The organism is Pseudomonas caricapapayae (assembly GCF_001400735.1).
Lineage (GTDB): Bacteria > Pseudomonadota > Gammaproteobacteria > Pseudomonadales > Pseudomonadaceae > Aquipseudomonas > Aquipseudomonas caricapapayae.
Genome location: NZ_LJPW01000038.1, coordinates 61,678 through 79,204 on the forward strand (window position 1 = coordinate 61,678; position 17,527 = coordinate 79,204).

Consider the following 17,527-nt stretch of genomic DNA (forward strand, 5'->3'; position numbering starts at 1 on the left):
CACCTCGTCAAGGCTCAGGGATGAGCCTTGATATCCCTTCCCAGGCGCTGCACGTAGATATCGAAAACCGCCATGACATCGACGTCTTGCGGGCTACGCAGCCACTGAATCTGCAAACCGTCCATGACCGAGAAAATTTCCTGGGCCAGGGCTTTGACATTGATATCGGTGCGCACCTCGCCCGCGTCGACCAACGCCTGCAGATGACCCCGAGCATGCTCGTGAGTCAGCTGGAATCGCTCGTGGTGCCACGTCCATGCGGGATGCGACTTCGACAGGCTTTCAGTGTTCATCAGTAACGCCGCCTGACATTCGTCGGCATTTTCGATACTGAAGCTCATGCTCAGCTTGAGGAATTTCAGAAACCCTTCAAGCGTCGGTTCGGTAACCAGATCCTGAAACCGTGACGTGACTCGCTGATCCCTGCGCTCCAGCAACGCAGCGAGCAAGGCTTCCTTGTTGGGAAAATGGTGCAGCAACCCGACGGTGGTGATGCCGGCCAGCAATGCAACCTCGCGCATTGACGCACTCGAATAGCCGTCTCTGGCGAAAACAACCGTGGCGGCATCCAGCAAGGCCTTTCTGCGCATGTCGCCCTTGGGCGCACGACGGCGTTTGGGCGCGGCTGTTTCTTCGGACTCATTCCCTGATTCTTCGATGACCATAAAAACCTGATAACGCCTTGATTCAATGCGCCCCGATGCTCGTGACCGGAGCCCTGCTGGTGAAAAACCGCTTCGCCGTCAGCGAAGCCGTGGTGATGGAGATCAGTGCGATGAGCGCATTGCCAGCAAACATGCCGGGCAACGCGCCGCTGCTGCCGAACCAGTGAATGCCGGCAAATACAAAGGGCACCGTACCCGCCGTTGCCCTGAGCCAGGCAAATACCGCCACCCACCACGACCTGTTCATGGTGATGAACACGGCGATGGCGACGAAATCCAGACCAATCAACACCCAGAGTCCGCCGCCCCATACGCAAAAGGCCAGGAACACAGCGCGGGCATCGCCCCCCAACTGGTAGAGATCGGCAATCATGCCGCCGCACAGCACCAGCATCAGCCAGACAGCCAGCCCGTAACAAACCACCAGTTTGCGGGTGAAGACAACCGCAGAGCGCACGCGATCATCCCGGTTCGCACCGATATTCTGGCCAAGCACCGGCGCAAGCGCACCCGGCAGGGCAAAAAAAGCGCAATAGGAAAACTGCAGGACCCGGTCCAGCACCGTCATGGCGGCCAAAGCGGAGGTACCGAATGCCGAAAGCGAGGCCACAAGATAAGCCAAACCGACAGGTGTGGCCAGATTTGCCGCCATTGCGGGAAGCGCAAGCCTGAAGGTGCGCCAGACGTGCAGGCGCAACAGCTTCAGATTGCGTGTGAAGACCATGCCCACGCGGCAGCGAACCCAATACACGCCGATGCAGGCTGAAACAAAGGCCGAAACGGCGAACGCAACGCCGGCCCCCTTCAGCCCCAGGTCCAGTACAAAGATGAATAACGGGTCCGCGACCGCCAGCGTGGCGGCAGCCGACAGCACAACCGCCAGCGCCCGGCGGTTATCACCGGTGGTTCTGAGCATCTGCGCCGACATCTGCATCACCGCCTGCAGCACGGTAAAGGGCAGTGTCAACCAGATGAAACTGCGTGCTGCCTCGTAAGTGGCCGCCTCGGCACCCAGCCAGTGAGTAATCGGGACCACCAGCGCCAACTGCACGGCAGCCGCCAGACCGCAGACCATAAGAACCATCAGCATCAAGCTACCCGTCAGCCGCGGTATTGACTTCGCTGCGCGATGGCCGATGCGTTCCGACAGCACTGAAGTCGCTGCGATGATCAGACCGGTTGCCAGCGCACTGTTGAAAAAAATCAGTACCTTGGCGATGCCCACCGCTGCCAGCAGCACCGGGTCACGCAGCATCGATACGTAGACCAGTGTCAGAATGTCGACGAGGAAAATCGCGAACAGGCTCAAGGCACTGGCACTGGCGGTAAGAACAATGTGGCGCGCTACGCTGCCTTGGGTAAATCTTGCACTGGCTTGGGCCATCAATGTTCTCAAAAGGCCTGATCAGCCTTGCATGCAAGACGTTCCCACGCATGTGCATAAGGAACGGGGAATCCTTGATCTGTGTCCCAGGCGCTGTTGCTGGCTACTTGCTCGCCGCGACCAGACGATTCACTTCACTGCGAACCATGTTGGCGTATTCCGGCGGGCTCATTGTGTCCAGCTCGGAGCGTACCCATTCGGACCACTTGCCCTTGCGCTTGGCGCGCTCGCCCATCAAGCGTGCAGCCTCACCCTTGGCCTTGCCAAGATTGCTCTGCCAGAGGTCGAACAGGCGGGATTTTTCGTCTTCGAGTGCGGTACGTTCGGGGAGCGGCCGATTGGCCAGATTGAAACTCATCACAGTCACCTACGGCTAAAAACGGCTGCATCTTACACCCCCTGGAGGCATTCCTTGCAGAGTCTTGCGTCAGGTCGCTCAAGCAATTGCAACTTTTCAGGATGCATGAGACTCCATTGATCACTGTTGCCATCACTTGAAAGGAAGAAACCCATGGCTCGTAAGACCCCTGCTCAACAAGCTGCCGATCAAATCAAGGATCAGGCATTCAGTGACCTGCAGGCACTGATCGAAGAATCCGACAAACTGCTCAAGGAAAGTGCTGCGCTGGTTGGCGAAGAAGCGGAGACGCTGCGTGCGCAACTGAGCGTCAAGTTGAAGCAGGCACTGGACTCGATGGCTAGCGTACGCGACCGCACCAAACCGGTTGTCGAAGCGACCGAGACTTACATTGGTGGTCACCCTTGGCAGACCGTGGCTATTTCTGCGGGCTTCGGGCTGGTCGTAGGCCTGCTACTGGGCCGCCGTTGATCGACTGCCGCTAAAAAGGCATCGCGGGTCTTTTTACAGACTCGCGAGGCTTGATGCACTGACTCTGTAAAGATGGTGTATCCCTGAAGTCACGCTTACCGGGCGTGCTGCACGACCGAAGGCTCCGCAAACCGGTGAGACTTCGTGACTTTGGCTTGCAGCGCCACGCGCTGTTCCTCGGCCTGCGCCTGGCTCTCATAAGGCCCGATCAATACTTGCTGCTTACCGTCAACGTCCACGATCACCGGCGCGTAGCTGCGTTCGAGCAACCAGGCGCTGGTATCGCTGACCGCCTCGCGCGAATTCATCTGAATGAACCATTGTGGCGTGGAGACCGGAGCAGTAACAGCCGCATCCTGGGCTTTTTCCCTGCCGGGCGCACGCGAACTGCCTGCATCGCATCCAGCCAGCGCCAGTACCACTATTATCATTACCGTCTTGCGCACGTAGGTTTGCTCCTCGTCTGAAGTGGCGCGAGTCTATCATTCCCCCGAGGTCCGTTGACGGAGTGTGTCGAGGTGTCGCATGCCTGCTCAAATGCCCTGAAGCGCTGGCCACACAGGGTTTTCGCAACAATCAGTTATATTTTCTCGCCATCACTGGTCATGTAATCGGATATTTCTTCGCACATTAACGTGACATGAAGTGTCAAACGCCTGCGACCATGTTGATCGGTGGCTTGCCGCCATCGGTGCATTAGAACAGGAGTTCATCATGTGCGACGACCGAAACCCACTACATTGCTTCATTCCGCCTTACATGCTCGAGCGTATGGCGCAATCTCCAAAGACCCTGGTCAGCACCCGGGCCATCGCCAACCTGACGAGCAGTTCCGCGTTCCTCGCGTCTCGTCTGTCCGCTCGAAGCATGCCGTCCATGCACGCAATCAAATCGCCCGACGGCCGAAAGCACCGAATGATCCACGATGCCAAAGGTACTGACGACCTTCCAGGCGCTGTCGCTCGCAAAGAGGGTCAGGCGCCGACTGGCGACGAGGCAACCGATGAAGCCTACGATGGTTCTGGCGATGTCTACGACTTCTACGCAGAGCTGTTCGAGCGCAATTCGCTGGACGACAGCGGTATGTCGCTGGTATCGACCGTGCATGTTGCCGAGGTGGACTTCAATGGTGACCATGTGCCGCTGAGCAATGCGTATTGGAATGGCAGCCAGATGGCCTACGGTGACGGTGATGACCTGGTCTTCAAGCGCTTCACCGGCAGCCTTGAAGTAATAGGCCATGAACTGACGCACGGCGTACAGAGCTTCACCTCCAATCTGGATTACCGAGGACAGTCGGGAGCTTTGAACGAGCATTTCGCCGATGTCTTCGGCATGCTGGTTCGTCAATGGAAACAAGGCACCAGCGCCGCCGAGTCGGACTGGGTGGTGGGTAAGGAATTGCTGGTGCCTGCGCCGACGCGACGCGGAATTCGCGATATGGAAAAACCCGGCACCGCCTATTCCAACGACCCTGACCTGGGCGACGACCCGCAACCGGCAACGATGGCCGACCTGTACACCGGTGCCAAGGATCGCGGCGGCGTACATATCAACTCGGGCATTCCCAACCGGGCATTCGTGCTGGCCGCCAAGGCGCTCGGCGGAAATGCCTGGGAAGTGGCGGGCAGAATCTGGTATGAAACGATGCTGGAGCTGGCCTCTGACAGCCAATTCGTCGATTGCGCCAGAGCCAGCATAAAAATCGCTTCGGACCCGCGCTTCGGCCCCAAAGCCAAAAAAGCCGTGCAGGCAGCCTGGAAAGAAGTCGGGGTCAAGGTGTAGCCGAGGCGTAACCACCACAAAGGTGCTTGAAATGAAGGTCTGTCTAGTGCAATCCGGCGGTTTTGCGGGCGCTGTCAAACGCTGTGAAGTCGATACGGCAACCCTTGAACAGCCGGAAGCAGAGCAATTGCAGCGGCTGGTAAGTGATAGCGGCCTGAACCAGTCCGCCAGCGCGTTTAATGAAGACGCGCGGGATCTGAATCAATACGAGATCACCATCGAGGATGAGGCCAGGGAAATCTGCCTGACGTTCGACGAACATAACGTACCAGCGTCCGCCCGCCAGTTGCTCGGGTTTCTCAAGCAGCGCGTGAAGCCCGGCAAGCTCTGAGACAGGCCTGCCCGAACAACCTGGAGGCGCCGATACCTTTTAACGGCCTGTTGAAGGCATCGGTGCCGACAAATTCGCCCTCATGGTTTCCGCATGGAATAATGGCTCTATGACATGTGAACCACCCACTGCCGGTGCGGTCAATGATTTGTACCGGTATGTTGCGTGGCCAGTACAAAAAAAACGCTTCACATTGCCGTTAACGAGGTATCTTTTCGTGCTTCGCGTTCTCACCCCTTACCTCTGCATCAATGGCGTCGATGAGCACTGTGCATCCAACTGAAGACTCTCCTGGCCTGATCATCTGCGAGCATTGCGACTCGCTGTACGAAGCGCAACCGCTAAAGCCCGGTGAAGCAGCATTCTGTCTTCGTTGCGAGGCGCTGCTGGGTCGCGGCCACCGAATGACCATCGAGCAATTACTGGCGCTGACCATCGCCGCAGCCATGCTCTTTATATTCGCCAATATTTTCCCCGTGATCAGCATCAGCATGAAGGGGCTGACCAACGAGGTCACGCTCTGGCAATCGGTTGAAGCGCTGGCTCAGGGACGGATCACAATCATTGCGCTGGTCGCCGGTCTGTCGATCATCTTTGCACCTCTCCTGCAGATCGCCCTGCTCTTCTGGGTGCTGGTGCACGCGCACAGGGGCATCATCGCGCCCGGCTTCAGAACCTGCATGCGCGCCCTGGAACACCTGCGGCCCTGGAGCATGCTCGAAGTGTGCATGCTCGGCATTCTGGTGGCGATCATCAAGCTGTCCGGCATGCTCGATGTACATCCCGGTGTAGGGCTCTGGGCGATGGCCATGTTGATGGTGCTGATTCTGCTGATAGCCAACAAGGACATCCGCCGGTTGTGGGATGAACTGAGAGTACAGCCGCAATGAACGGCATCCCTTTCGCCCACGAACACAAGCTCTGTCTGTGCCATACCTGTGGTTATGCCTGCCAGGAGGGCACCGCTCATTGCCCGCGCTGTGATTCACCGGTGCACAGGCGCAAGCCCAACAGTATCAGCCGCACCTGGGCGTATCTGATCGCCGCACTGATTTTCTACATTCCAGCCAATGTGCTGCCGGTGATGTACACCAACCTGCTGGGCAACCGCAGCGAAAGCACCATCATGAGTGGTGTACTGGAGTTCTTCGAAAGCGGTTCCTGGGACATTGCCATCCTGATTTTCGTCGCCAGCGTTCTGGTGCCCTGTATCAAGTTCCTGGTACTGGGCATGCTGCTGATCACCTGTCAGCGCCGCAGCACCTGGGCGATGCGCGAGCGCGCACGTCTTTACCGCTTCATCGAACTGATCGGCTACTGGTCGATGCTCGATGTGCTGGTTGTGGCGCTGGTGGCGTCTCTGGTTCAGTTTCGCGAGCTCAGCACCATCGAGCCGCGGATCGGTATTCTGTTTTTTGGCTTGGTAGTGGTGATGACGATGTTCGCCGCCATGAGTTTCGATCCCCGGCTTATCTGGGACGCAGAGGTTGAAGATGTCTGACAGTACCCTCCCCCCACCTGCTTCAGTGCCACGCCCTGAAGTCAAACGTCGTCGCCTGCGCGTCTCGCTGATCTGGCTGGTGCCGATCATTGCAGCGGTCATCGGTGTTTCCATGGCCTTGCATGACTGGATGAACATCGGCCCGAAAATCACCGTGAGTTTCCTGACCGCAGAAGGCCTTGAAGCCAACAAGACGCAGGTCAAATACAAAAACGTGATCATCGGCATGGTCACGGATATCACCCTCAGTGAAGACCGTACGCATGTCCTGGCCAGCATCGATCTGAACACCAGCGCCACGCCGTTCACGAGAATCGACAGTCAGTTCTGGGTCGTGCGACCGCGGATTGGCGCGCACGGCGTATCGGGCGTAGACACTCTGCTGTCAGGTGCTTTCATCGGTGCCGACGCTGGCAGTTCCGAGGAGACCAAAACCAGCTTCACCGGTCTGGAAACGCCGCCCCCCGTCACGTTCGGTGAAAAAGGCAAGCGCTTCAAGCTGCATACCGATGATCTGGGCTCGCTGGATATTGGCTCGCCTATCTACTACCGACGCATTCAGGTCGGTCAGGTGGTTGGCTACGAGCTTTCCAAGGACGGTCGCGGGGTCGACATTCAGATCTTCATCAATGCGCCGAACGATCAATACATCACGACCGACACACGCTTCTGGAACGCCAGCGGTGTGGACATCACGGTCGGCGCGTCGGGAGTGAAGGTCAATACCCAGTCCCTGACCTCGATCATCTCCGGCGGCATCGCTTTCCGCGAACCCAACTGGAGCCCTGATGCGAAACTGGCCGACGAGAACGCCGAATTCAAGATATTCGATGACCAGACCACAGCGATGGCACCTCCCGATGGCGAGCCACGCTACATTCGCATGCGTTTCAATCAATCGCTTCGCGGCCTGACCGTAAATGCTGCGGTGGACTTTCTGGGCGTCAATATCGGCAAGGTCGTGTCGGTTGACCTGGACTACGATCCGGCTACCAAGACTTTCCCCGGCATCGTTGGCGCGGTGATCTATCCCAAGCGTCTGGGAGCCGCCGAGACCAAACTCAAGGAGCTCGGGGGTACAGGTGATGACGAGGAGCAGTCTGCCAGGGTATTGGGCGCATTTGTTGCGAACGGACTTCGGGCCCAGGTACGCAACGGCAATCTGCTGACCGGGCAGTTGTACATCGCCATGGAGTTCGATCCGAAGGCACCTAAAGTAGCATTCAACGCCAAGGCTCGGCCGCTGGAAATTCCGACAGTGCCCGGCAGCTTCGACAAGCTGCAAGAACAACTGCAGGCGTTTGTCGAGAAGCTCAGCAAGTTGCCAATCGACCAACTGGCCGGCAACCTCAACGGTACGCTGAGCGAGCTGCAGAAAACCCTCAAACAGGTCAACAGCAGCGTCCTGCCGCAGATGCGTGGCACCTTGCAACAGGCCGAGAAAACCCTGGGCACTGCCAACGACTCGTTCGCTGAAGATTCACCTGCGCGTCAACAGCTGGGTCAGGCACTGGATGAAGTACAACGTACCGCGCGTTCGGTCAGGGTACTGACTGACTTCCTCAGCCGTCATCCTGAATCGCTGATTCGCGGCCGCACGGGCGATGCTGCTCCACGCTCGTTCAACGCCCCGTCCTCATCCCGAGCCATCGATCTGGAGCCAAAACAATGACCTTGCGCCTGAAACTGGTGGTACTCGCCGCAGCACTGGGCCTGGGTGCCTGCACATCGACGCAGACCCACTATTACACCCTGATCGCGCCGATGGCCGCGACCAGTCCTGCAGCGGCCAGCCCCATGCCGTTCCAGTTCGAGATGCTGCCGGTCATCATGCCGGTGCAGGTCGATCAGCCGCCGCTGGTGGTTCGTCAGGGTAACGGCAGCCTGGCGATCCTGGACACCGAGCGCTGGGGATCACCGCTGGGTGACGAGTTTCACGATGCGCTGACCCCGCAACTTGAACGTCGTTTCGGCAGCCGCGACATGGCCGGCCTGCCGAAAAACAGCGATCAACCCGTGTTGTCGATCCGTACGGATGTGCGGCGCTTCGAGTCGATGCCTGGCAATTACGCGCTGATTGACGTGGTATGGACACTGGGTCTTCGCGATGCAGGTGCCACCGCTGGCAGCAAGCGACAGAGCCTGACGTGCAGCAGTGTGATCCGCGAGCAGGCGGGTGAAGGCATGGAAAACCTGATTATTGCCCACCAGAAAGCCGTGTCCCGGTTAGCTGACAAGATCGCCGCCACCGCCGCGAGCTGGACAGCCCGGACAGCTTCTCGCTGCCTGTAAGACGATCGGGAGGTCTGCGAAAAGACCTCCCTGTCACAGCTGAAATCCCTCTCACGAAGCGCTGCTCGAAATCGTTCAATTCAGTACAAAAATGTATCACCCTGTGTGATTCATACGTACACTCTTCCGCCTGTCTGGCACGTTAGTACCTGATCGCCCTGAATACGCAACGTCTCGGGCACGCGGGAGGGTCTTACCGGCGAATGCCAGAAACGCTTGTTAACCCTGATTGTTGCGACAAGCCCCAAGCTTTTCGTGGACAGCCTATCGAGGACAAACGGATGACAGGGATCGGACCACGGCTCAAAAAGGAACGGCTGCGCCTCAAGCTGTCGCAAAGCGCACTGGGCGCGATAGGCGGCGTAGAAACCAACGCTCAGGGCAATTACGAAAACGGTGTGCGCTCCCCCCGGGCGGACTACCTGTCGAGCATCTCGAACGCAGGCGTGGATGTGGCCTATGTGGTGACCGGCCTCAGCACTGCACGAAATGCCCCCTCGTCAACAGCTGCGGACAGCCCGGCCTGCGCCCCTTTGAACCGTGTGGTTGCACGCCTGCATGGCAACCTGCACGACGTGACTCAGAACCTCTACCACTTCACCCGCCTGATTGAATCGAATGCAGGCGTCAGCAATGTGGACAGCGATCAGCTGGAAAATATCAAGAACGACGCAGAGGCAATTACCATTGCGACTGTCCGGCTGATCTACATGACCTCCGGATTGAAGTAACGCCGGCATGCGTCGCTCAGCCAGAGCGACTCATTGCGCCGGAAACGTCTTGTCCCTGAGTTTATCCATCACCAAGTCCATGAATGCCGATACCGCCAACGGTAAATGTTGCCGGCTGGGATAGAGAACATGCAGGCCGTGACTGGTGCGTTGGTATTCTTCCAGCACCGGGACCAGTCGCCCGTCGCGAAGATCCGAGCGGATCAGAATCGCCGGCAACAGCGCGATGCCAAGCCCTGCCAGGGTAGCTTTACGCAATGCCTGCGCGGTGTTGGCATTGAATCGGCTGGCAATCTGCACCTCATGCATTTTCGCGTCCGGCCCGCGCAGTCGCCAGACAGTGCTCCCGCCAGGGTACGCCGTGCTCACACAGTAATGCCCGTGCAGACTGTGCAGCGAATCCGGCATACCGTGCGTGGCGATGTAAGACGGACTGGCAACCATGCAGTCATGTCCTTCTTCGATCAGTTGACGCCCTACGTAGCCCGAATCCTGCAAGGGCCCGCCGCGAAACGCTATGTCCAGCCGGTCTGCGATCAGGTCGGCGCGGTCATCGCTGAGCACGAACTCCACCTGCACCCGTGGATACCGGGCAAGAAAATCGGCCAGCCACTCCATCGAGAAAAAATCGAAAAAATCTGCCATCGCGGCGATACGCAGCCGACCGCCAGGCTCCTCAAGACCTGAAATAATTTGCTCGCCGGCGTCCATCAAACCATCGACAGCGCCCACACAGCGTTCGTAGAAGTCCTCCCCCGCCTGAGTAAGAACCAGCTTGCGTGTCGAACGCTGCAATAATCGAGTGCCTAGGTGTGTTTCCAACTGCTGGATCCGTCGACTGACCGTATTGGAGGGCATCCCCAAATGCCTCGCCGCCTGCGCAAAGCTGTCGCTGCGCACAACCTGCACAAACAGGGCGACATCATTGAGATCGAGCGCCACGGTCGAATTCCTTCTATTTATGGATTAGTCCAAACCAACTATACCGACTAATCAAGCAATCCAGAGAGGCTTATTCTTTGCGCTCAGGCATCGAAGCCCAGAGGACAACGCTATGAACACCATTGTCAGCATCCAGCCACGCGCCATCATCCGCCGCACTACCGGCAAAAGCAGAGGCCCGATTACTCGCCTTATGAGTCCAGGCGATCTGGGACAACTGTTGAAGCCCTTCGTATTTCTTGACCAATCCGGCATATTGCCAGACGGCGGTGTGGAATGGATGAGCGCAGGCAATGGCGTGTGGCATGACGCCCAGCCGGTAAGCGATGCTCCGATTACAGGCTTTCAGTTATGGATAGCCTTGCCCGCAGCGCAAGAAAACGGCCCCGCGCAAAGCGTTTATCTGGCCGCCTCGCAGGTGACGCAACAAGGTCCGGCGAAGGTGCTGCTCGGTCGTTATGGCGCGGCAAGAAGCAGCTTGCCGGCACCTGAGGGCATGAACTATCTGGCCGTCCAGCTTAAAGATGGCGAGCACTGGCGCTACACGCCGCCTGCGGGTCATACGGTCGGCTGGCTGGCGATCAACAGCGGCCACCTGGACGCAGGCGGCCCGATCAGCGCTGGCGAACTGGCCGTTTTCGAGGAGTCGGATCGCCCTATCGATTTTGTCGCAAAAGGCGACACCCATTTTGTGCTGGGATCAGCAGTCAAGCACCCGCACGACCTGGTCACAGGCTATTACTCAGTGCACACCAGTAAAGCCGCGCTTGCTCAGGGCGAACTGGAAATAGAGCGGATTGGCGCACTGCTGCGCGAGCAAGGCAGGCTCTGATTGCCCAACGGCATTGATGGCGGTGGTCAACGCCGGCGGATTTCGGGAAGCCGCGCGGATCAATGGCAAATCCGCCTCTAGCCTCGGCGATGCCATTCGCCGCATGGAAGGACGGCTTGGGGTGCGGTTGCTCAACCGCACCACCCGCAGCGTGGCACCGACCGAGGCGGGTGCCTAACTGATGGAGCGCATCGTGCCTGCGCTTGGCGAAGTGGAATCGGCCCTGGATGTGGTCAACGATTTTCGTGATCGCCGATCAGGAACGCTGAGACTGAACGTTCCCGTGAGTGCAGCCAGACTGGTGCTGCCGTCGCTCATCACACCTTCCCTGCAAACCTACCCCGATATTCGCCTGGATGCGGCTTCAGCCCATCGCCACAGCAGGGCCGGCGCTGCGACGCGCTGGTGTCGCCATGGCGAACAACTCGTCGACGCGTCTGACTTCTTCCGCACTCGGTTTGATCACAATGGCACACACCACAAAAATGCCCGCATTGAAGATCAGACCGACGATGCCACTGGTCAACGAGCCCAGTGCAGGAATGTCATCCGGGTAGATCGTGGTCAGCACGATGGCGATCACAATCCCCACCAGCATGCCGGCGATCGCGCCTTGCTTGTTGCCACGCCGACTGAAGACCCCGAAAAACAGCGGCACGGCCAACTGGATGATGCCCTGGTAGGAAATCTGCGCCAGCAATTGCAGGCGGGCATAGTCGAAGGTCAGGTAAGCCAGCAATGACGCCGCCGCAATGAAAATCACCATCCCCGCTTTGGCAAGAACGGTCTTCTCGCGATCGGTACGCGGCTTGCTCCACGTCGCCAGGTCATTGGCAAACTGCGTGCCGCACACCTGAACACAGCCGTCGACATGGCCGATACTGGCCGCCAGAACGATCATGATTGCCACCCCGAGCAACCACGGCCCGCCAATGTCGAACAATGACAGAAACCAGCCGTGCTGCGGATGCGCGGCCACGTTCGGGTCCTGGCTGATCGCGGCGGCGAACAGCATCAGAATGCCGTAAAAACCACCTACCAGCAGGATGGTCAGCAGCGTGCCCTTCTTCACCGAGCGCACCCCGCTGGCGGTGTAGATACGCTGAAAGCTCATGGGCCAGCACATCGAGCCGATCACGCCGGTAAAGATCAGGCTGAACATATACATCGGCCCATAGGTACTGCCAGGTCCGCCTGGAATCACCAGCATGCTGGCGGGCAAATGTGACAGATTGGCGAACGATGCCTGAGCGCCGAACAGCAGGAAGATGCACAGCGCGGCGCACAGCACATAGGCGATCAGCCCCTGATACATATCAGTCATGATCAGGCCGCGCATGCCCATGCTCACCGTCCAGTATTGGCGGATCAGGATCACTGCCACCCCGACCAGCAGGCAGGTGGTGACGCCCCAGCGGCCAAAGCTGGCGAACTGAAAGAGGGTTGCAAGGGCCTGAATACCCATCACCACCCAGGGGAATACCGAGATGATGCCAATGATCGATGCGATGCGTTTGACTACCGGGCTGTTGAAACGCATGCCCAGCAAATCCGGCTGGGTGGTCAGGTTGAAACGCTTGCCCCAGGTCCAGGCACGATTGGCCATCAGGTACATGGCCGTTACCCCGAGCGTGGCGTAGACCATGCCATAAAAGCCCAGTGCGCCACCGACAGAGAGGGCAAAGAATGCCGTGAAGGTAGCGCCCGGCCACCAGGAATTGGTGTAGCACATGGCGATAAACCAGGGACCGTAGGAACGGCCGCCCACCGCGTAGTCGGAAAAACTTTCGCTCTTGCGATTGGTTGCATACAGCACTGCGATCATGCCCGCCAGGAACACGCCGATCAGGCCGAATGTAATGTACAGGTCCGAAACCGTGGCCGTGCTGATCATAACCCGTCCCCCTCTTGTGGAATTTCACCCAGCAGAGACTCGACCATATAAAGCATCCACAGGCCCAGCCCCATGAGCACGGCGATCAGAATCCAGTAGAAGATCGGCAATGGAATACCGAGCACCACAACCGTGCTGCCGCTGACCTTGAGATAAAACGGTGGAAACAGCGCCATCATCAACAGCGCGAAGAAGTACAGGGCGAACACCCGATTTTTCAGGCGGCCGGGATGTTCAGAGGACGGAACGTTACTCATGGAGTGCTCCTTGAATTTCAGGATCGGGCTATGGATAAGTGATCGGATAAAACTCAAGCAGTAAAAGGAACACGCGGTCACCCGCTACTTTCTTATTAGTGGCAGTGCTTGTTACAGGTATGACTGGAAAAGACGGTTCATGCCTGCCGCAACCAGGTCTCCCAGTGCGAGTCATTGATGATGCTGCGCGCGCGCATATGCTTCCAGGTGCCGTACTTGTAGAAATCGAAGTCCAGTTGCGACACCGCATGCTGGACCATCGCCCAGGTCGACCATTTGATATCTGCCAGTGCCTTGTTGAGTTTGATCCGCGCGAGGGTTTGCACACTGACCTGACCGAAGTAATCCTCGAGCAGCGCCAGCTCCATGTCGTCGCTGAAAAACATCTCGCCGAACCACAGCGCCAGTTCGTAATGGCGATCGTTATTGGAGGCGTATTCGAAATCCACCAGGCGAATCTGACGATCCGCGTTGAGCATGAAATTGCCGGCCAGCGTGTCGTTCATGCACGGCGCCAAATCAATTCCGGAGGCTTGCAAAGCAGCTTTCGCACGCTGATATTGCAAGCACAGCCAATCATCGTCCAGAGGCTTGACGCCCTGTAGTTCGGCCACCTGGCTCTGGTGTTCGGCAATCATGTCGAACACTGTCTTGGTCTGTTTCAGCAGCGGCTGATCATTGAACGCCTTGAGTCCGTGCAAGGCACCGTGACGTATGTCGCACTGCAGGAAGTCATGATTGGACGATGCGCGCCAGCCCTCCATGAACTCGAACACTTCGACACCGAATGCTTCGAGAAACGCAAACACCGGCGCGCCATAGCCGGTTTGCGCGGCCTTCACGCTGGCTTCGTGAGCGGTGTGGCGGTCGATGAACATTTCTGTACCGGCACCCGGCACCTTGAAAAAATAAGCCGTATCGGCACCCTCGACCTCGACCCGCCAGTTGGTGTTGGAGATACCGCCGCTGACCGGCTCGTAGCCGACGCGTCGTCCCCGCCAGCTGTCGATACTGCGCACTGCGGCTTCCAGCTGTTGCTCCTGGGTACTCACGGACTGCCCTAACGTTTTCATGCTCTACCCTCCTGAACCTGACGCATCCAGCCTTCCAGCCGCGGGTCCTGAACGCACTGCCGACAACGCAGCAATGTCCATTGCCCGACTTTGGAAAACTCCAGTGGCCGTGAGGACGTCGTACCCGCCCAGAGCCCCCACAATGTCCAATACCAGTCGTTGATCAGTGCATACAGCCTGCAGACGGCATAATCGACTTCCAGGCACTGCCCGGCCCACGCGCTGATCCCTTCGCGCCACTGGCTTTCGAACGAATAAAGTTCATTCAGGGTGATCGCAACGTCATACCACGGGTCCGTGCAGCCGCCATAGTCAAAATCCACAAGGCGCAACCGGCCTTCACTTGACACCATGACGTTGCTGGCCACGCCATCGCCATGCACCGGAACTGCCTGCACAGGGCGGAACTGTAACGCCTGCCAGACCATGTCGACGCAACGGTCGATCCACTGATGTTCGGCTGGCAGTGCAACATTGTCACGTTCGCACAGCGCGCGAAGCCGCTCGATATCCGCCATCGGCGAGCGCACAAAATCAGGCGCAGGACCGGCATGGACCTGTCGCTTCAGCGCCCATAGCTCCTGAAGCCGGCCCGGCGCAAGCAGGTCATCGAGCCGGGCAGCACGCCAGTTCACACCCAGGTCCTCGAAGATCAGCACGCCATTGGCCTTGTCGGTGCCCAGCAAGCGCGGCGCAGCACTCGTGCGGCCTGCATATTCGCTGGCCTGCGCCGCACACTCGATATCGATCAGTTGCGCCATGTCGGCATGCAGCACCTTTGCGTATGCACCGCCCTGTGCAGCGTTTACCCGAAACCCCGTCCACTCGGTCGACAGCCTGGAGGGCGATGCAACACCCTGAGTGACGACAGCAGTGTCAGCGTCGGCGTCGAACCCGCAGTTTGCCAGTGCGCCGAGCAGGCGTGCGGTCAAGTCGTCGGCATAGGACATGGTCGGCCCTCAACGAAACGAATGGGATGAGCTGCAAGCCCGATACAGCAAACCAGTCAGCATGCGCAAACCGTTGCGCATGTCCTGATCGCTGGTGTATTCGGCCTCGTTATGGGAAACGCCATTGCTGCTGGGGATGAACAGCAGACACACCGGGTAGTGACGGTTCATGCTGATTGCATCGTGGCCGGCGACGGTCTGGCTGTCGGCGGTCGACAAACCCAGCTCGACGCCTACCGAGTGCGCCAGTGCCGCAAACCCTTCATGCAGCCTTGCAGGCGGGCGCAACACGCTGCTTTCCACTTCAAACCCGGTCAGGGTTCTGTCAGCGATAGCGTGCATCGTGGAATCCAGGCGCCCTGCCGCAGCACTGAGCAGATCGACATCGCGGGATCGGTACTCGATCAGCAGCGACACCCGCGACGGCACTACATTAGGTGAATTGGGGTAAACCTCGATACGCCCTACCGAGCTGTGCATCTGCAGGCCGTGTTGTCCGGCCTCTTCGCGCACCGCCGTGATGGTGTGTGCGGCAGCCAGCAACGCATCCCGGCGAGCGGCCATCGGCGTGGGGCCGGTGTGGTTCTGCTCGCCGTCGAAGCGGACCCGTCGTTTGAGCGCGGCCCAGGTTTCCCGCACCACACCGATCGCCGTCTGGCTGCTTTCCAGGCCAGCGCCCTGCTCGACATGAATTTCGACATACCCGGCGATATTCAAATCGACGTGATCGCTACCCAGATAGCCGATGGCCTGCAGCGCATCCTTCAAACGGACGCCATCCCCGTCACGGCTTTCCCAGGCAGTGTCCAGCGCCAGAGCGCCGGTGAATACGCCGCTGCCGATCAGGCTGGGCTGAAAGCGTGCGCCCTCCTCGTTGGTCCAGTTGACGACCGCCAGATTGCAGCACGGGGTTTCGTCGCGCTCACGCAGTTGCCGCGTCAGACCGGACACCGCCACAGCACCGGCAAGCACACCGTATACGCCGTCGAAACGCCCTGCGCTCGGCTGGCTGTCCAGGTGTGAGCCACACAGCACATACGGCGCGTCGGGATCAAACGTCATGAGACCGAACATGTTGCCAATCGCATCGACGCGCACTTCAAACCCATGCTCGTTCAGCCAGTCCCGAAACAGGTCGCGCACCCGACCGTCTTCGGCCGATGCCGCCAACCGGTGCAGGCCGCCCGCGGGCGTCGCACCAATGGCCGAGCTTTGCCGAAACAGGGCTTCGAACGCTGCCAGATCGACTGCACCCGGTTCGATCAGCTCAGGGGTAGAGGGTATCGACATGATCTTTCTCCAGGCGTGTCACAAACTCGTCGGCTAACGTGCGATTGGTGACCAGGGTCGTGATCGCGGCAAACGGCAGGGTATTGATAAAGGTGCGATGACCGAATTTGCCGTCGTCGGCCAGCACAACGCTGCGCGTGCAGTGCCTGACCAGCGTCCTGCGCAACATGGCCTCGGGTTCCTGGTAGTCCATCAGTCCGAGGTCCAGGTCTATGCCGCCGATGCCCATGAATGCAATGTCGTAATGGAACTGTCGGGCGAACTCCAGCGTGTGCGGCCCGATCAAGGCGTTGTCGGTACGCCGCACATCGCCGGGCGCAACCAGCACCTGATTATCGCTCTGGTGCGATATCAACTGAGCGATGTCCAGCGAGTTGGTGATGATCTTCAACTGATTGAACCGTGTCAGTTGCTGGGCCAGTGCCAGGGTCGAAGTGCCGGTGTCGAGAAAGATCGCCATGCCCTCGCTGACCAGTTGCGCAGCGCGTGTAGCGATACCCGCCTTGGCGCGGGGCTTGAGCCTGCTGCGTTCCTGTAAAGGCAATTCTTCGCTGGATCTGGGCAGAATCGCGCCGCCGTGAATTCTTCTTAAACGGCCCTCTTCTTCCAGATGCTTGAAGTCGCGACGGATAGTCTCTTCGGACACGAACAACAATTGCGCAAGGTCCGACGCCTTGACCCGCTGTTGCTGGCCGAGCAGGCGCATGATTTCGTCCAGACGCGGCTGGTTGAGCATAGGGGTGACATTCCGTTGCAAAGTAACGACTCCAG

General features: G+C 58.8%; 20 protein-coding genes and 1 pseudogene. 10 read left to right on the top strand and 11 right to left on the bottom strand.

What is annotated here, in order from left to right; genetic code table 11:
- Positions 1 to 14: 14 nt before the first annotated feature.
- The 3 genes from ALO80_RS04705 to ALO80_RS04715 form a co-directional block, all read right to left on the bottom strand.
- Positions 15 to 665, bottom strand: coding sequence for a TetR/AcrR family transcriptional regulator (locus tag ALO80_RS04705; protein ID WP_055007105.1), 651 nt, complete (start codon positions 663 to 665; stop codon positions 15 to 17).
- A 22-nt stretch (positions 666 to 687) separates the two neighbouring features.
- Positions 688 to 2,049, bottom strand: a complete 1,362-nt coding sequence (locus ALO80_RS04710; RefSeq protein ID WP_055008126.1) for an MATE family efflux transporter — start codon at positions 2,047 to 2,049, stop codon at positions 688 to 690.
- A 103-nt stretch (positions 2,050 to 2,152) separates the two neighbouring features.
- Positions 2,153 to 2,407, bottom strand: coding sequence for a hypothetical protein (locus tag ALO80_RS04715; RefSeq protein ID WP_054988254.1), 255 nt, complete (start codon positions 2,405 to 2,407; stop codon positions 2,153 to 2,155).
- Between the two features lie 153 nt (positions 2,408 to 2,560).
- Between ALO80_RS04715 and ALO80_RS04720 the strand changes: the two genes are divergently transcribed.
- Positions 2,561 to 2,878 (top strand): DUF883 family protein, encoded by a 318-nt coding sequence (locus ALO80_RS04720; protein ID WP_003400563.1) that lies wholly within the window; start codon positions 2,561 to 2,563, stop codon positions 2,876 to 2,878.
- Positions 2,879 to 2,973: 95 nt separating this feature from the next.
- Here ALO80_RS04720 and ALO80_RS04725 read toward each other — a convergent pair whose 3' ends face one another.
- Positions 2,974 to 3,324, bottom strand: a complete 351-nt coding sequence (locus ALO80_RS04725) for a hypothetical protein (RefSeq protein ID WP_055008127.1) — start codon at positions 3,322 to 3,324, stop codon at positions 2,974 to 2,976.
- A 268-nt stretch (positions 3,325 to 3,592) separates the two neighbouring features.
- On the opposite strand from ALO80_RS04725, the gene ALO80_RS04730 reads away from it, so the two are divergent.
- The 7 genes from ALO80_RS04730 (at position 3,593) to ALO80_RS04760 (ending at position 9,518) form a co-directional block, all read left to right on the top strand.
- A complete protein-coding gene (locus tag ALO80_RS04730; protein ID WP_055008128.1) occupies positions 3,593 to 4,663 on the top strand; it encodes a M4 family metallopeptidase in 1,071 nt (356 codons plus the stop codon).
- A 31-nt stretch (positions 4,664 to 4,694) separates the two neighbouring features.
- Complete coding sequence (locus ALO80_RS04735; RefSeq protein ID WP_054988251.1) at positions 4,695 to 4,994, top strand: protealysin inhibitor emfourin; 300 nt, start codon at positions 4,695 to 4,697, stop codon at positions 4,992 to 4,994.
- A 260-nt stretch (positions 4,995 to 5,254) separates the two neighbouring features.
- Positions 5,255 to 5,884 carry a paraquat-inducible protein A gene (locus ALO80_RS04740; protein WP_055008129.1) on the top strand — a complete coding sequence of 210 codons (630 nt, stop codon included), beginning with the start codon at positions 5,255 to 5,257 and terminating at the stop codon, positions 5,882 to 5,884.
- Positions 5,881 to 6,495, top strand: a complete 615-nt coding sequence (locus ALO80_RS04745; RefSeq protein ID WP_054988249.1) for a paraquat-inducible protein A — start codon at positions 5,881 to 5,883, stop codon at positions 6,493 to 6,495. The genes ALO80_RS04740 and ALO80_RS04745 overlap by 4 nt, the downstream gene beginning before the upstream one ends.
- Positions 6,488 to 8,167 carry a PqiB family protein gene (locus ALO80_RS04750; RefSeq protein ID WP_055008130.1) on the top strand — a complete coding sequence of 560 codons (1,680 nt, stop codon included), beginning with the start codon at positions 6,488 to 6,490 and terminating at the stop codon, positions 8,165 to 8,167. Before ALO80_RS04745 ends, ALO80_RS04750 begins: the two co-directional genes overlap by 8 nt.
- Positions 8,164 to 8,787 (top strand): PqiC family protein, encoded by a 624-nt coding sequence (locus tag ALO80_RS04755; RefSeq protein WP_054988247.1) that lies wholly within the window; start codon positions 8,164 to 8,166, stop codon positions 8,785 to 8,787. The genes ALO80_RS04750 and ALO80_RS04755 overlap by 4 nt, the downstream gene beginning before the upstream one ends.
- 281 nt (positions 8,788 to 9,068) lie before the next feature.
- On the top strand, positions 9,069 to 9,518 hold the full coding sequence (locus tag ALO80_RS04760) for a helix-turn-helix domain-containing protein (RefSeq protein WP_055008131.1): 450 nt from the start codon (positions 9,069 to 9,071) through the stop codon (positions 9,516 to 9,518).
- A gap of 30 nt (positions 9,519 to 9,548) precedes the next feature.
- On the opposite strand, the gene ALO80_RS04765 is transcribed toward ALO80_RS04760, so the two are convergent.
- The gene (locus ALO80_RS04765; protein ID WP_055008132.1) at positions 9,549 to 10,460 is read right to left on the bottom strand and encodes a LysR family transcriptional regulator; all 912 of its coding nucleotides are present in this window, start codon (positions 10,458 to 10,460) and stop codon (positions 9,549 to 9,551) included.
- A 112-nt stretch (positions 10,461 to 10,572) separates the two neighbouring features.
- On the opposite strand from ALO80_RS04765, the gene ALO80_RS04770 reads away from it, so the two are divergent.
- Both ALO80_RS04770 and ALO80_RS04775 read left to right on the top strand, forming a co-directional pair.
- Positions 10,573 to 11,292 (top strand): pirin family protein, encoded by a 720-nt coding sequence (locus ALO80_RS04770; protein WP_055008133.1) that lies wholly within the window; start codon positions 10,573 to 10,575, stop codon positions 11,290 to 11,292.
- A 16-nt stretch (positions 11,293 to 11,308) separates the two neighbouring features.
- Positions 11,309 to 11,659 (top strand): annotated as a pseudogene (locus ALO80_RS04775) (LysR family transcriptional regulator); the annotation flags it as partial.
- Here ALO80_RS04775 and ALO80_RS04780 read toward each other — a convergent pair.
- From ALO80_RS04780 to ALO80_RS04805, 6 genes are all read right to left on the bottom strand, one after another.
- The gene (locus tag ALO80_RS04780; RefSeq protein WP_055008134.1) at positions 11,657 to 13,186 is read right to left on the bottom strand and encodes a sodium:solute symporter family protein; all 1,530 of its coding nucleotides are present in this window, start codon (positions 13,184 to 13,186) and stop codon (positions 11,657 to 11,659) included. The pseudogene ALO80_RS04775 and the gene ALO80_RS04780 overlap by 3 nt on opposite strands.
- On the bottom strand, positions 13,183 to 13,443 hold the full coding sequence (locus tag ALO80_RS04785) for a hypothetical protein (RefSeq protein ID WP_055008135.1): 261 nt from the start codon (positions 13,441 to 13,443) through the stop codon (positions 13,183 to 13,185). Before ALO80_RS04785 ends, ALO80_RS04780 begins: the two co-directional genes overlap by 4 nt.
- A gap of 137 nt (positions 13,444 to 13,580) precedes the next feature.
- Entirely contained in the window at positions 13,581 to 14,516 is a 936-nt protein-coding gene (locus tag ALO80_RS04790; RefSeq protein ID WP_055008136.1) for a choline kinase family protein, read from the bottom strand.
- Positions 14,513 to 15,466: an aminoglycoside phosphotransferase family protein gene (locus ALO80_RS04795; RefSeq protein ID WP_055008137.1), complete on the bottom strand. Its 954-nt coding sequence runs from the start codon at positions 15,464 to 15,466 to the stop codon at positions 14,513 to 14,515. Before ALO80_RS04795 ends, ALO80_RS04790 begins: the two co-directional genes overlap by 4 nt.
- Before the next feature lie 9 nt (positions 15,467 to 15,475).
- Positions 15,476 to 16,756: a M20 family metallo-hydrolase gene (locus tag ALO80_RS04800; protein WP_055008138.1), complete on the bottom strand. Its 1,281-nt coding sequence runs from the start codon at positions 16,754 to 16,756 to the stop codon at positions 15,476 to 15,478.
- Positions 16,734 to 17,492, bottom strand: coding sequence for a DeoR/GlpR family DNA-binding transcription regulator (locus ALO80_RS04805; protein WP_055008139.1), 759 nt, complete (start codon positions 17,490 to 17,492; stop codon positions 16,734 to 16,736). The genes ALO80_RS04800 and ALO80_RS04805 overlap by 23 nt, the downstream gene beginning before the upstream one ends.
- Between the last annotated feature and the right edge of the window lie 35 nt (positions 17,493 to 17,527).

Coding starts and splice junctions, on each gene's coding strand:
- ALO80_RS04705 (WP_055007105.1), bottom strand. CDS start 665: ATGGTCATCGAAGAATCAGGGAATGAGTCCGAAGAAACAGCCGCGCCC.
- ALO80_RS04710 (WP_055008126.1), bottom strand. CDS start 2,049: ATGGCCCAAGCCAGTGCAAGATTTACCCAAGGCAGCGTAGCGCGCCAC.
- ALO80_RS04715 (WP_054988254.1), bottom strand. CDS start 2,407: ATGAGTTTCAATCTGGCCAATCGGCCGCTCCCCGAACGTACCGCACTC.
- ALO80_RS04720 (WP_003400563.1), top strand. CDS start 2,561: ATGGCTCGTAAGACCCCTGCTCAACAAGCTGCCGATCAAATCAAGGAT.
- ALO80_RS04730 (WP_055008128.1), top strand. CDS start 3,593: ATGTGCGACGACCGAAACCCACTACATTGCTTCATTCCGCCTTACATG.
- ALO80_RS04735 (WP_054988251.1), top strand. CDS start 4,695: ATGAAGGTCTGTCTAGTGCAATCCGGCGGTTTTGCGGGCGCTGTCAAA.
- ALO80_RS04740 (WP_055008129.1), top strand. CDS start 5,255: ATGAGCACTGTGCATCCAACTGAAGACTCTCCTGGCCTGATCATCTGC.
- ALO80_RS04745 (WP_054988249.1), top strand. CDS start 5,881: ATGAACGGCATCCCTTTCGCCCACGAACACAAGCTCTGTCTGTGCCAT.
- ALO80_RS04750 (WP_055008130.1), top strand. CDS start 6,488: ATGTCTGACAGTACCCTCCCCCCACCTGCTTCAGTGCCACGCCCTGAA.
- ALO80_RS04755 (WP_054988247.1), top strand. CDS start 8,164: ATGACCTTGCGCCTGAAACTGGTGGTACTCGCCGCAGCACTGGGCCTG.
- ALO80_RS04760 (WP_055008131.1), top strand. CDS start 9,069: ATGACAGGGATCGGACCACGGCTCAAAAAGGAACGGCTGCGCCTCAAG.
- ALO80_RS04770 (WP_055008133.1), top strand. CDS start 10,573: ATGAACACCATTGTCAGCATCCAGCCACGCGCCATCATCCGCCGCACT.
- ALO80_RS04780 (WP_055008134.1), bottom strand. CDS start 13,186: ATGATCAGCACGGCCACGGTTTCGGACCTGTACATTACATTCGGCCTG.
- ALO80_RS04785 (WP_055008135.1), bottom strand. CDS start 13,443: ATGAGTAACGTTCCGTCCTCTGAACATCCCGGCCGCCTGAAAAATCGG.
- ALO80_RS04790 (WP_055008136.1), bottom strand. CDS start 14,516: ATGAAAACGTTAGGGCAGTCCGTGAGTACCCAGGAGCAACAGCTGGAA.
- ALO80_RS04795 (WP_055008137.1), bottom strand. CDS start 15,466: ATGTCCTATGCCGACGACTTGACCGCACGCCTGCTCGGCGCACTGGCA.
- ALO80_RS04800 (WP_055008138.1), bottom strand. CDS start 16,756: ATGTCGATACCCTCTACCCCTGAGCTGATCGAACCGGGTGCAGTCGAT.
- ALO80_RS04805 (WP_055008139.1), bottom strand. CDS start 17,492: ATGCTCAACCAGCCGCGTCTGGACGAAATCATGCGCCTGCTCGGCCAG.